This window comes from Alicyclobacillus contaminans DSM 17975 (assembly GCF_000429525.1).
Taxonomy (GTDB): Bacteria; Bacillota; Bacilli; order Alicyclobacillales; family Alicyclobacillaceae; genus Alicyclobacillus_A; species Alicyclobacillus_A contaminans.
The window spans coordinates 19,215-31,590 of record NZ_AUCA01000014.1 but is presented as its reverse complement, the minus strand read 5'-3'; the positions used below and the strand labels follow the sequence as shown (position 1 = coordinate 31,590).

The 12,376-nt window shown below is 59.0% G+C and carries 14 protein-coding genes; 1 reads left to right on the top strand and 13 read right to left on the bottom strand.

The window, feature by feature from the left end:
* Positions 1–68 precede the first annotated feature (68 nt).
* From G463_RS0107545 to surE, 10 genes are all read right to left on the bottom strand, one after another.
* Positions 69–914, bottom strand: coding sequence for a DUF421 domain-containing protein (locus G463_RS0107545; protein WP_026974682.1), 846 nt, complete (start codon positions 912–914; stop codon positions 69–71).
* Positions 915–993: 79 nt separating this feature from the next.
* Positions 994–1,200, bottom strand: coding sequence for a DUF1657 domain-containing protein (locus tag G463_RS0107540; RefSeq protein WP_026974681.1), 207 nt, complete (start codon positions 1,198–1,200; stop codon positions 994–996).
* Positions 1,201–1,334: 134 nt separating this feature from the next.
* Entirely contained in the window at positions 1,335–2,792 is a 1,458-nt protein-coding gene (gene cls, locus G463_RS0107535; protein ID WP_035486204.1) for a cardiolipin synthase, read from the bottom strand.
* A gap of 126 nt (positions 2,793–2,918) precedes the next feature.
* Positions 2,919–3,677, bottom strand: a complete 759-nt coding sequence (locus tag G463_RS0107530) for a DnaD domain-containing protein (RefSeq protein ID WP_026974679.1) — start codon at positions 3,675–3,677, stop codon at positions 2,919–2,921.
* A 93-nt stretch (positions 3,678–3,770) separates the two neighbouring features.
* Complete coding sequence (gene asnS / locus G463_RS0107525) at positions 3,771–5,066, bottom strand: asparagine--tRNA ligase (protein WP_035486203.1); 1,296 nt, start codon at positions 5,064–5,066, stop codon at positions 3,771–3,773.
* A gap of 154 nt (positions 5,067–5,220) precedes the next feature.
* Positions 5,221–6,765, bottom strand: a complete 1,545-nt coding sequence (locus tag G463_RS19305; RefSeq protein ID WP_084171357.1) for an AAA family ATPase — start codon at positions 6,763–6,765, stop codon at positions 5,221–5,223.
* Positions 6,762–7,295, bottom strand: coding sequence for a hypothetical protein (locus G463_RS0107515; RefSeq protein WP_026974677.1), 534 nt, complete (start codon positions 7,293–7,295; stop codon positions 6,762–6,764). The genes G463_RS19305 and G463_RS0107515 overlap by 4 nt, the downstream gene beginning before the upstream one ends.
* A gap of 121 nt (positions 7,296–7,416) precedes the next feature.
* Positions 7,417–7,914: a hypothetical protein gene (locus tag G463_RS0107510; RefSeq protein WP_026974676.1), complete on the bottom strand. Its 498-nt coding sequence runs from the start codon at positions 7,912–7,914 to the stop codon at positions 7,417–7,419.
* A 5-nt stretch (positions 7,915–7,919) separates the two neighbouring features.
* Entirely contained in the window at positions 7,920–8,090 is a 171-nt protein-coding gene (locus tag G463_RS22245; protein WP_084171355.1) for a YpmA family protein, read from the bottom strand.
* Entirely contained in the window at positions 8,090–8,869 is a 780-nt protein-coding gene (surE, locus tag G463_RS0107500) for a 5'/3'-nucleotidase SurE (RefSeq protein ID WP_026974675.1), read from the bottom strand. Before surE ends, G463_RS22245 begins: the two co-directional genes overlap by 1 nt.
* Positions 8,870–8,960: 91 nt before the next feature.
* Between surE and G463_RS0107495 the strand changes: the two genes are divergently transcribed.
* On the top strand, positions 8,961–9,161 hold the full coding sequence (locus tag G463_RS0107495) for a hypothetical protein (protein WP_026974674.1): 201 nt from the start codon (positions 8,961–8,963) through the stop codon (positions 9,159–9,161).
* Between the two features lie 23 nt (positions 9,162–9,184).
* Here the strand turns inward: G463_RS0107495 and G463_RS0107490 are convergent, their stop codons facing one another.
* From G463_RS0107490 to mtnP, 3 genes are read right to left on the bottom strand one after another with little or no spacing between them, the layout of a single operon-like run.
* Positions 9,185–10,483, bottom strand: a complete 1,299-nt coding sequence (locus tag G463_RS0107490) for an amidohydrolase (RefSeq protein ID WP_026974673.1) — start codon at positions 10,481–10,483, stop codon at positions 9,185–9,187.
* Positions 10,480–11,532 (bottom strand): S-methyl-5-thioribose-1-phosphate isomerase, encoded by a 1,053-nt coding sequence (mtnA, locus tag G463_RS0107485; protein ID WP_342663816.1) that lies wholly within the window; start codon positions 11,530–11,532, stop codon positions 10,480–10,482. Before mtnA ends, G463_RS0107490 begins: the two co-directional genes overlap by 4 nt.
* A complete protein-coding gene (mtnP, locus tag G463_RS0107480) occupies positions 11,529–12,350 on the bottom strand; it encodes an S-methyl-5'-thioadenosine phosphorylase (RefSeq protein ID WP_026974671.1) in 822 nt (273 codons plus the stop codon). Before mtnP ends, mtnA begins: the two co-directional genes overlap by 4 nt.
* Positions 12,351–12,376: the final 26 nt, after the last annotated feature.

The window sequence follows — 12,376 nt, the reverse complement described above, 5'->3', positions numbered from 1 at the left end:
TGAAGACGAAAAGTCAAGCGACTTTTCGGGAGGCGGCCCACAGCCGTAGGTGCGATGGGGGGATTGCGTCACCGCAGGTACGGCTGCAAACGTTGGATGACTTGCGCCAGACGTTGGGCGTGTTCTGCGTATGCGGCTTTCGCGGAGGGGTTGGCTGTCTGCAGGCTGAACGACTCCAAATCGGCTTGAAATTTTTTTAAGTTGGCCAACACCACGCGACGAGGATCCGGCTGATCCGGCGGCTGCGGTTGCAAATCGTTGTACAGGTCCACATACACATTGCCCCGGCCGTCCACCTGGGCCAGGAACACGTCATTCCACGAATGGGCGCCCTTGGCCTGTATCTGCTCCCATAACCACGCCCTGGTGTATCCGAGGTTGGCCAAGGCATCTGACAAGACCTCTCCGTCGACAATCACGGTCGCCGGCGCTGGCTCGTTTGCCATGGACAGGTTGGTGGATTTGGGCGTCAACGGTTGCACATCCGACTTGAGCAGGACACTCAGACTTCCGTCCGGCTCCATGGCGGCAAATTCAACGTCGGCCAGTTTAAAGGCATCCTTTGCGCGCAACATGGACACCACATCGTCCACGGTCATCCTCGACTTGCGAAGATTTTCGTCCAATACCTTTCCGCCCGCGACGAGAGGGGTGGACTTCCCGGAGACCAGGTTTCGAAAGCCAAGAGATTTCAGCGTGAGGTACTGGACGGCGACATAGAGCAGCGTCCAAGCGACTATGGCGGTCAATCCGTAGTAGACCGATCCGCCGGGGTTGACCACCGTCCACGCGGCCATCACCGCAAGCCCGATACCCGCCAACACTTTCAACGGTTGGCCCAAGAAGCGGCCGGCCGCGACGGTCAGTACGAACGCGACGATGGTGCGGATCAACAACAGACCGAATGGTTGCACGGATGTCTCACCCCTCGTTTCCCCGTGAAGCCAGGCGAGCCCTCGCCCCAGTTCACCGGCGGCGAGGGCTCACACTGCATCAGAATCCTTGATACTGCGGTTCTTCCGCTTCCAGCTGCTGAACCCGCTGTTCCAACGACGTGATGATGGCCTGGGTCTGATTGGCCGCATCCGTATAGCATTGCTTTGCCTGCTGGTTTTGGGTTTGCAGTGCGAATGTCTCCAAACTTGCCTGCGCGCTCTTGAGGCCGGCCAATGTTTGCTTCACCTGGGTTGCAACCGTCATGATGGACCCCCCTGTCGAAGATCTTGGCGCACCGGATTCGCAGTCAACGATTTGCTGCGCCATTTAACAGTTACCCGACTCGGGTGGGATGTAATCAGGAGATTCCTGTAAATCGCACCGTGCCGTGGACGCCGTTACAGCAGCGGCGCAAACAGTCGAGCCACGCGCTCCACCGGCCGCTGCCAAGGGGGGATGTTCGCGAGCCAGCGCGCGTTCAGCGGTGTGCTCCGCTGCAGATCTGCCTCAAACTGACGCTCCAGATAATTCGCCAGCGCTTGGCTGTACACCACCTGGCATACCTCATAGTTGGTGCGGAACGACCGCAGGTCGTAATTTGCTGCGCCAAGCACGCAGGTTTCTCCGTCAATGATCATCACTTTCGCATGCAGCACGCCTTCTTGGTACAGATACACGTCGATGCCGGCCCGCAGCAGTTCCGGATAAAACGTTCTGGAGACGTATCCCACCGCCGCGTGATCCGGCTGCTCCGGTACCAGCAGACGAACGCGAACCCCCTTGTGCACGGCCACCTTCATGGCTGTGAGCAGATCGGTGTCCGGAATGAAATAGGGCGTGATGATATCCACCGATGACTCGGACTGCGTCAGGCCCGCGAAAAACAGGTTGCGTACGGATGGAATCGGATAGTCGGGTCCGCTGTCGACCGTCTGTACCCACCCCTGATGCGTGGAGGATGGCGGCGGCCGGTGCGCCGGCGGGGCGACCTCCGCGGAGAATTCCGTCGCAAGCCTATCCGTCACGGCCCTCGGATGGCGTGATGGGTTATTCCGCCTTCGCTCTTCGCTCGACAGGGTCCAGGCGCGTTCGAACACGCGCGAGAGCTCGCGGCACGCACCGCCGCCCACGATGTGGAGATGCGTATCGCGCCAACGACCCACGTCATCTTTCTGTCCGGTGTACTCATCGCCAATATTCATACCGCCCACGAAGGCTCGCTCGCCATCCACCACCACAATCTTTCGGTGATCCCGACGGTTCAAGCGCGGGCTGAGCCAAGGAAAGCGAACCGGGTAAAAGACGCGGCAGCGGATGCCCGCCGCTTCGCATCGGTCCACCACCGCCTTTGGCAGCGATCGGCTGCCGACGCCATCGCGGATCCACCGCACTCGAACCCCTGCACGGGCCTGTTCGCACAGGACATCCACAACACGCATGCCGATATGATCCGCGCGGAAAATATAAAATTCCAAATCGATGCTGTGCCTCGCCTGTCGCAACGCGCGCAGCAACGCGTGGTACATCGCCCGTCCATCGCTGTAAACGGTGCATTCCGCCGGCACGGCCGGCGCGCGGGTCATATGGGTGACAATACGACAAATATTGCGACCGGATGGTGTGGAAATGGCTGGGGGCACCTCGGTGGAATCCGGTTTCCCCGGCGACTCGCCCGTCTGTTTGCGGCTTTGGGCGGGTAGGCGCCGGTACAGGACAAAGTAGAGCCCCACTCCGACGAACGGCAGTACGATGCCGATGATAAGCCATGCCAGTGCACGCACCGGATGTTTGACGTCCCTGACGGCCACGCTGCACAACAGCATCGCCTGGATGATGTACAACGCGACGCAAAGCACAGGCCATCCCTCCAGTCCCATTCTCCGTATAGGATGACTTTCGGGGCCGTGGGTTATGTATGGGCGACGAGAATACAAACAAGCCGGCCGGCATCGCCGACCGGCCGTATCTCGTGCTTTGTGGATTCAACTGTCGGGGAACAACTGGTAGAAGGCGGAATAGCGTTCATCGTGCTGGGGTTTTTTCGGCGTTTTCCCCGCTTTCGGTTTATCCGCCGACCTGGAGGCCTGAGACGCGGCGGTCTCAGCTCGACTCTTGGCGCGCTCGCGGTAATTCTCTCGATACGCTTCCAGTTCTGCTTTGGTGCGCACGCCGTTGCGATACCAGTCGAAGAGCACTCTGTCGATATACCGAAAGCTGAATTTATTGGCAAAGACCGCTTCGCGCAGGGCCTCCACAATCAACCATTCCGGGTGGCCGTCCCGTTCCATCCACTGGCGAATCTGATCGCACTCCATGTAGGACAATGGACGCCCAAACTCTTCTTCGAACAAGGTGATGGCGTCCTTGCGCCACTCCCGTACCGGCGAAGTCAGCGGGTCTCGTCCGCGCAACCGCTGCCACAGCGGCTTCAGGTCAAAGTAAGCGCTGTGGGTCTGTTGGTCATCAATTCGTTCACCGATGGACAGGAGCCCCCGTTCCACCAACCGCTCCATGTGCACAGCCGTGGCGTCGGCATCCATGCCGCACCGCTGACCGAGTTCCTGCGGCGTCAGAAAGTCGACCCCATCCACCTGAATGGATGTGATGATTTGGAGGAGTACCAAGAACTCCGCCGGACCAATGCTCAATTCCGGGTACCGCTTCATCAACTCGCGCGGCAGCGACAAGAATGGACTTCCCAGAAAATCCGCGTTGGCATTCTCTCTCTCCGACGGTTTCACTCCGCATTCCCTCCCGCATACATGAAGTATATCACGAAACGGAACAACCGCCTGGTCGACCGAACCCCAGGCGGTTGCTCGGGCGGAGCATTCTCACGGATACAGACGATACAGCATGCGCGGGAACGGGTTCGCTTCACGCACATGTTCCAGACCGCAGATCCACGCGACCGTCCGTTCCAAGCCGATGCCAAAGCCGGAATGGGGCACGCTGCCGTATTTGCGCAGATCCAAATACCAACCGTACGATGCCTCCGGCAGGTGGTGTTCCTCAAACCGCTGTTTCATCAGGTCGTAGTCATGGATGCGCTCGCTGCCGCCGATGATTTCGCCATAGCCCTCCGGTGCCAGCAGGTCTGCACACAGGACCACCTCTGGCCGCGCGGGGTCCGGCTGCATGTAGAACGCCTTGAGCGCGGTTGGGTACCTCTCAATGAACACCGGGCGGTCAAATTGCTCCGCGAGCGCTGTTTCGTGCGGCGCGCCGAAATCGTCGCCCCACTGAATGTCATGGCCCTGCTTCTGCAGCCACTCCACCGCTTCGTCGTACGTCATCCGCGGGAAAGGCGCGGTCACGCGCTCCAACTTGCTCACGTCGCGACCGATGGTTTCCAGCTCGCGGCTGCAGTGCTTCAGCGTGTGCTGAACCACGTGGGACACGAACCGCTCCTGCAGCGCCACATTGTCCTCGTGTGTGAAATAAGCCATCTCCGGTTCAATCATCCAAAATTCAATCAGATGTCTCCGGGTTTTCGAGCGTTCGGCGCGGAAGGTGGGGCCCATGGAATACACCTTTCCCAGAGCCATCGCCGCAGCTTCCATGTACATCTGGCCGCTCTGCGTGAGGTACGCATCTTCGTCGAAGTACTTGATGTGGAAGAGTTCGGTGGTACCCTCGGCGGAGGAAGGCGTTAAAACGGGCGGATCGACCCGCGTGAATCCTTCCGCATCGAGGAACTCCGCCATCGCGCGCTGTACTTCCGCGCGGATTTTCAGGATGGCGCGTTGCCGCGGCGTGCGAATCCATAAATGGCGGTGATCCAACAGAAAATCGACACCGTGTTCCTTCAGGGTGATGGGATAATCGACCGATCCCCCCACCGGTTCCACATCCACCAGGGTCACTTCATAGCCACCGGCAGCCCGCTCGTCCGCGCGGACGGTGCCGTGAACCACCAGCGAGGTCTCCTGGGTCAGTTTCGAACACTTTTCAAATATCTCGTCGCCCACTTCGTTCTTGACCGCGACACATTGAATGACGCCCGTTCCATCGCGGACCTGCAGAAATTGAATCTTGCCGCTTGAGCGCTTGTTGTACAACCAGCCGCGCAAAGTTACGGTTTGTCCAACAAATTGTCCTATTTCTTGAATCGTCGTCACCGGATACACAGAGATTCCCTCCAGATACGTCAGTCCCTCGAATTATATCAAACCCACGCCCATCGTGAACAGCGACGGCCGTCCAGAAAACACACCGAGGCAGCTTCCGGCGCCGTCCAAAAGGACGTCCGAAGCTGCCTCTCTCGCATCATATGACAATTGGTCAAGCGGACGGGACGGCCGTCCCGTTCGCTTCGTGGAAGCCCGCCGGCAGCGGCACCGCCCAGTCCACCCGGGCGGACTGCTGAACCTGCTGCAGCCACGCCCGAAACGCATCTCCCGACACGCTCTCTTCCGCCACCACCGATTGCGCGAACTCCGCGATGTGCTGCTTGAACGGTTGCAGCAGTGCGCGCGTCGCCTGCTCCTGTTGGCCGAGGATATATCGAACCTCCGTGTCGAGCACGGTGTCGGGCAGGTTCTCTTCGTCCACAATGCCAATGCGGGACAGGCCGCATTTCACCATGGTCCTCGCCAGCGAAGACGCCTGCATGAAGTCGTTTTGCGCACCCGTGCTGCGGTTGCCGTAGTGCAATTCCTCCGCCAAACACCCGGCCAGTGCCACATTGATCTGTTGCTGAAGCTGCTCCAGGGTGTACAAATACCGATCATTTTCTGGAATTTGGCGAACGAATCCCAGCGCGTTGCCGCGCGGCGCGATGGTGATGTGAGAGACCGTTCCCGGGCGCATCAACTCACTGACGATGGCGTGCCCGATTTCGTGGACGGCCACGCGATGCAATTCCTCGTCGGTCGGCTTGCGTCCGGTCTTTTCGCCCATCAATACTTTGTCCACCGCGTCTCGGAACATCTCCTGCGTAATTTGCGTTTTCTCCTGTCGCAGTGCGATGATGGCCGCTTCGTTGACCAACGACTCCAACTGGGCCCCGGAAAAACCGTAGGTCTCCTTGGCGATGTGCTCCAGGTTCACATCATCGGCCAGCGGCTTGTCTTTGGTCTGAATTTGCAGGATGTGCAACCGTCCCTCTTTATCCGGGAGGTCAACCTTGATCTGCCGGTCGAATCGACCTGGGCGCAACAGCGCGCTGTCCAACATATCGGGACGGTTGGTGGCCGCCATCACCAGCACCAGCGGAGACTGCGTGGTGGACATGCCGTCCATCTCCGTCAACAGCTGATTCAACGTTTGGTCATATTCCTGATGGCTGTGCTGACCGCGCCGCGCACCGAGCACATCAATTTCATCGATGAAGATGATGGCGCTGTCCTTGTTCTCTTTCTTGGCTTGTGTCCGCGCCCGGCGAAACAGATCGCGCACGCGCTGCGCACCGACGCCCACGTACATTTCCACAAACTCGCTGCCCGAAGCGGAAAGAAAGATAGAGTCGGTATACGTCGCCGCTGCTTTGGCCATCAGGGTTTTTCCGGTGCCAGGAGGTCCCGTGAGCAAAATCCCCTTCAAAGGGCGAATACCGAGCGTCTTGATTTTGTCCCGATACTTCAGGAAGTCGAGCGCCTCCATCAATTCGCGCTTGGCATGTTCCTGACCGCCGATTTCGTCAAACGAAACGCGCGGCCGCACGGACGCCTCGCGAACGGCCGTGGGGGCCGCGGATCGCCTGTCCATGACGTACCACAAAGCGACCGATACGGCGACCAGAAAGAAAATGGGGAGCACGTTCAGGCCCAAAATCCCCAGAAAAATCAGTACCGCCAAGCCAACTCCGACCAGCCACTCCTTGATCACGCAACACCACCTCCCTGTTGAAGTGCGGAATAACGACGCACGTGGTACAAATAGTAGCTGCCCTGTTGCAGTTGCAGGTAGATGTTCTGATCATCCATGCTCACTTTCGCCGTGACGTGGAGCTGCTTCGCCTTCTGCTGGATCATCGCAACCATCTGCGTATACTCACCCTTTTGGATGGCTTCCGCAAGGATGGGCGCCATATCTGTTTCGTAGATATTCGTCAGTGCGGCGTCTCGATGATCTTCAAGGGTCATCGCCACACTGGAGCCGGATCCAAACACCTGCTCCACGGCACGGGAGATGGTTTGATAGGTGGTTTGCAGGTCCGTCACGGGACCGAGTTGAATCGAAATGGAACTGGGACTGCTCGGATTGACCTGTACGCTTTCAACGCCGGTCACATGCTGAAGCGATTCCGTCAAGGGATTGATGACATTGTATTTTCGATATGCCCACCAGCCGCCGAACAAAACCAGCAGGCTGACCAAGGCGATGACGACTACCGGAATGAGGCGTATGCGTGTCAACAGTTCACCGCCTCCTTGCGCGCAGGATATCGCAATCAGTATAGCATGTCAGTCACGTTATGTAGACAGCACATATTTCCTTTGACATGGACCCTGTCCTGTCAAACGACTCGCGTAGGATTTAATACGTAGCTAACAACTTACCGGACGTTGCATCCACGTACGTGTAGAAAATCAATCCTTTGCTGTTACGGTGCTCGATTTCATACACCACATGCGTCGATGTGTTGAGCTTGCGCTGCTCGCCGGCATCCAAATAGCCGAGGTGTACGGCTGTGGGATGCAGCGCTGCGACAGCCGTGCGCTTCAAAATCGCATCTGGAGACAGAACCGTGGACGCCGGAACCGCGTGCACCTGAAATGGCGATCCGTACACAAACACATCCCACGTCCGACCGAACGCGTCGGTGCCGACAAACACCTCTTGGACATCTGCACCGGTGAACACGTCGTGTCGCAGAATGTGGTCGATGGGAGATTGGTTTAAAGCGGCCTGCGCGGCCACTTCCTCCACGTTCCACTCACTCGATAAATTGTTCCAAATCGCGCTGACCAGGGCAATCAACACCATACAAATGACGACGAACACGCTCCAAAACCAGATTCTCCACTTGCTCATGGCCTCTATGCTCGATACAACGTGAGCAACATCTTCCCTTCCTGTTCCTGATGTTTCGACAATCCGAAGATTACGTTCTTGTCTTTCAAGTTCCGGTTCAAGAAATCCACCAGCTGATATAAATCGTCCGTGGCTGTGCAGACATGGGTACCTATCACAGTCATCTTGTCGTCCATTATGAATTCACCCGTCCATCGGAGTGTGTTCCCAAGGTCATCTTCAGCGTAGCAATCATCGCTTCGTTTGTAAAACGGTACGTCAGCGGCGTGATGCTGATGGCCCCTTCATTGACAGCATGTACATCCGTTTCCGACGCGGCGTTCTCGTCCAGCGCTTCGCCTGTGTACCGGTAATACACCCGCCCGGACTCGTCCGTGCGCTGCGCGAAGATATCCTGGTAGCTGCGCGCTCCCAACGGAACCACCCGCCAGGGCGCGGATGCGATGTCCTTCGCCGGAAAATTGACGCTGAGAAACGTATCGGGGGGAAAGGGCACCGAAAGCACGGCATCCACAATGCGCCGGGCCGCTGCCGCCGCGTCCGCATAGGGAAACGGCGGTCCAGTCAGGGAGAAAGCAACCGCGGGCACACCGTGCAGCGCGCCTTCCCCGGCGGCGGCCAATGTGCCGGAATAGAGAACATCCGTCGCCAAATTCTGCCCTTCATTGATTCCGGACAGCACCAAATCGAATGGGCGCTGCTGGCCCAACTGGGCCACCGCCCACTTGACGCAGTCCACGGGCGTTCCGGAGACAGAATACGCGGTTGCACCCGGGATGCCGAGCTGGACTTCCTCCACGTACAGGCGTTGAAACAGTGTGATGCCGTGGCTGGAAGCACTGCGCTGGACATCCGGCGCCACCACCACCACTTCACCGAGACTGTGCACCGCTTCGGCCAGGGCGCGAATCCCTTCCGCATGGATGCCGTCATCGTTGCTGATCAGTATTCGCATGGATTGTCTCCTCTCCTGCCATCAATCCGCCGACATGATGCACAATCACCGCGCGGATACTACGAGTATTACGCGAGGAGGTGCACGTCATATGCCGATACGGGTTGTTCGCACCAAATCGAACACAGGCGACGCCACCGCACCCGGTGCAGCCGCACATGACACGTCACCGGAGGACGGTTTGATGCGCTGCGCCGAGCGGGATCTGTGGCTGGAGGCGTTGGCTTGCACACTCTGCCTGAATCACCCAACCGTGCACGTGGGGCTGCGCAATTCCCTGTTTCGAGCCTGAGCCAACGCCACCATTGAATCCCGTTACCGCAACAGTTTCTCCTGGATGGCGCGCACCTCGTAGCGAATTCGTTCCGTATCCAGCGTGACGGGCTCGCGATGAAGCAACAGCGGCTGTCCGTCGACGAAGACATCTGTGACGTCATCCGCCCCGGCCGCGTACACCACGTTCGACAGCAGGTCAAACGTGGGTTGGAAGTGCGTGCTGTTCAAATCCAACAGTGTGATGTCCGCCTTCGCCCCCGCGGTCAACGTACCGTGACCGGATGGCAAGAACACGCTGCGCGCGCTGTCTTCGGTCGCCATGGCGAACGCGGTGGCTGCGGGGATGGCGGTGGCGTCCTGAAGCACACCTTTGTGCAGCGTGGCGGCGAGCCGCATCTCTTCAAACATATCCAAATTGTTATTGCTCGCGGCGCCATCCGTACCCAGTCCGACCGTGAGGCCCGCCTGCTTCATGGCGACTACAGGTGCCACTCCGGAACCGAGCTTGAGGTTGCTCTGCGGATTATGGGCGACGCGCACGTCGTGTTGGAGCAATAGGTCAATGTCCTCCGTGGACACATGCACGCAGTGCGCGGCCAACACGGGGCGCTCGAACAAACCGCAAGCGGCTGCGTGCGCAATGGGGGAGCGCCCGTAGTCTCGCAGGCTGTTGTCCACTTCCACCTTGGTCTCGGATAGATGAATTTGGATGGGCACATCCAATTCGGCCGACAACTCTGCCACCATCGCCAGATGGTCTGGCGGACAGGTGTACGGCGCATGGGGTCCCAGCGTGGTAGTGATACGACCGTTGGCCCGCCCGTTCCACTGGCCGATGAATGCCCGGGAGTTGCGAATCCCCTGCTGATACGATGTGGCGTCCATGCCCACCATCCCCCAGGACAAGACCGCTCGCAGACCAGACTCCTCCACCGCGCGCGCTGCGCTGTGCATCATAAAGTACATATCGGTGAAACAGGTGGTTCCGGATTGAATCATCTCCCAGCAGGCCAACAGCGTGCCCCAATAGATGGCATCTTCGGTCAGCTTGGCTTCATTGGGAAACATGCGCTCCTCCAGCCATGTCATCAACGGCAGGTCGTCGCCGACACCGCGCAACAACGTCATAGCCGCGTGTCCGTGCGCATTCACCAACCCCGGCATGGCGAGTGCCTGCGGTCTCCGATAGATTGTCAAACCCTCGCGCGGCCCAGCATATCGTCCACGCCCAACTTCGGCGATGATGCCGTCTCGAATCAACAAATACGCCGGCTCGTGCATCACTTGCCCGGCCGACTGAATCAGTGCGCCCACTTCCATCAGAACGGATTGGCTCATACCGTATCCCCCGCTTTCATCCATGTCTCCCGCACCGAATGCTCGGTCGGTCGATGAATCACGCCTACTTCGGTGATGATGGCGGTGATCAGTTCGTGCGGTGTCACATCGAACGCCGGATGGGCCGCCCGTGTGGTCACAGGGGCAATTCGCACGCCGCCGAGCTCTGTGACTTCCTCGCCGCGGCGCTCTTCAATCGGGATCTGCTCGCCAGACAGCGTCTTCATGTCAAACGTGCTGAGCGGCGCGGCCACGTAGAAAGGAATCTGATGGTGCTTTGCGAGCACAGCCAAGCCATACGTTCCAATCTTGTTGGCAGTGTCACCGTTCGCCGCAATCCGGTCTGCCCCCACAATCACGGCGTCCACCTTGCCCTGTTTCATCATGTGCGCGGCCATACTGTCGGTAATCAGCGTGTGCGGAATCCCTTCGTGGCTGAGTTCATATGCGGTCAGCCGGGCTCCCTGCAGGTACGGGCGCGTCTCGTCCACGTACACGTGAGTCAAGCGGCCCTGATCGGCCAACGCGCGGATGACTCCGAGGGCCGTGCCGTACTCCACCGTGGCGAGTGATCCGGTGTTGCAATGCGTGAGGACCTGCACTGGGCCGAGAAATAGCTCGGCGCCGTGTCGGCCGATGGCGCGATTGGTTTTGACGTCCTCTTGCGCGAGCCGTTCTGCGGTGGACACCACCCGCTGAAGCAGGTCGTCCGCGTCCGTCACTTCGGACTGCACCACGTCGGACATGGTGCGCATCGCCGCGAACAGGTTGACGGCGGTGGGCCGCGTCTGACACATCCGTTCAATGGTCTGCATCAGCGCTTCGCGCATCGCTGCGACGGATAGATGCCGATGCTGGATGGCTTCCAGCGCCACAGCGTAGGCGGCGGAAATGGCAATCGCCGGCGCGCCGCGAACTTTCATGTCCACAATGGCTGTGGCCACATTCTCTGCCCGATTGCAGCGAATCCACGCCTCCTCGTGCGGGAGCCGCGTTTGATCCAGCAGTTCCAAGGTATTTCCCGTCCAGTGAATGGCTCGCAACGTCAATGTCTTCCCTCCTGCTCGCTGGCATTGGCTCCGGTCAGCGGCATCTGCCCAGCCACGGCGTGGCCACAGCTGCAGTCCCGCTTTGCATCGATGGTTTCCAAGGCCGTGAAGAACAGGCGCTGCAGCTGATGGGCATTCTCGTTCATGGTTTGCACCACTTCGTCAACGGTCAACGCCTGTCGGCTGATTCCCGTGCAATAGTTGGTGACCATGGCCACGGTCGCATAACACATCTCAAGCTCCTTGGCCAGGACAACCTCCGGCGCGGTGGTCATACCAACCACCGCAGCTCCAAGCGACTGGTACATTCGAATCTCCGCACGGGTTTCGAAGCGAGGACCATCCGTGCACACGTAGGTCCCCCCGTCGTGCAGCGACAGACCGAGTTCATGCGCGGTATTGCGCAGGTGACTACGCAGACGGTTGCAGTACGGATCGGTCATGTCCACGTGCACCACTTGTCCATCTTCAAAAAATGTCTGAGTTCGTTGTTTCGTCCAATCCAGAAAGTCGTCGACCAGGACCAGGCTGCCGGGGGCCACATCCAACTGCAGTGAACCGACCGCGGCAGTCGCGAAAATCTGTTCCACGCCCAACGATTTGAGTGCCCACAGATTCGCGCGATAATTGATGCGGTGCGGCGGAATGCTGTGTCCCGTCCCGTGCCGCGGCATGAACGCGACGGTATTGCCGCGGTATGTACCGAGCGTCGCCTGAGCTTGCCCGTACGGTGTATCCAACACGGTGGTCTCCGCATTTTCCAGCATGTCCTGCCGATATACGCCGGTACCACCGATGATTGCAAATTTTACAGACAAGCGTAATCCCTTCCTCCCCGTCTTCT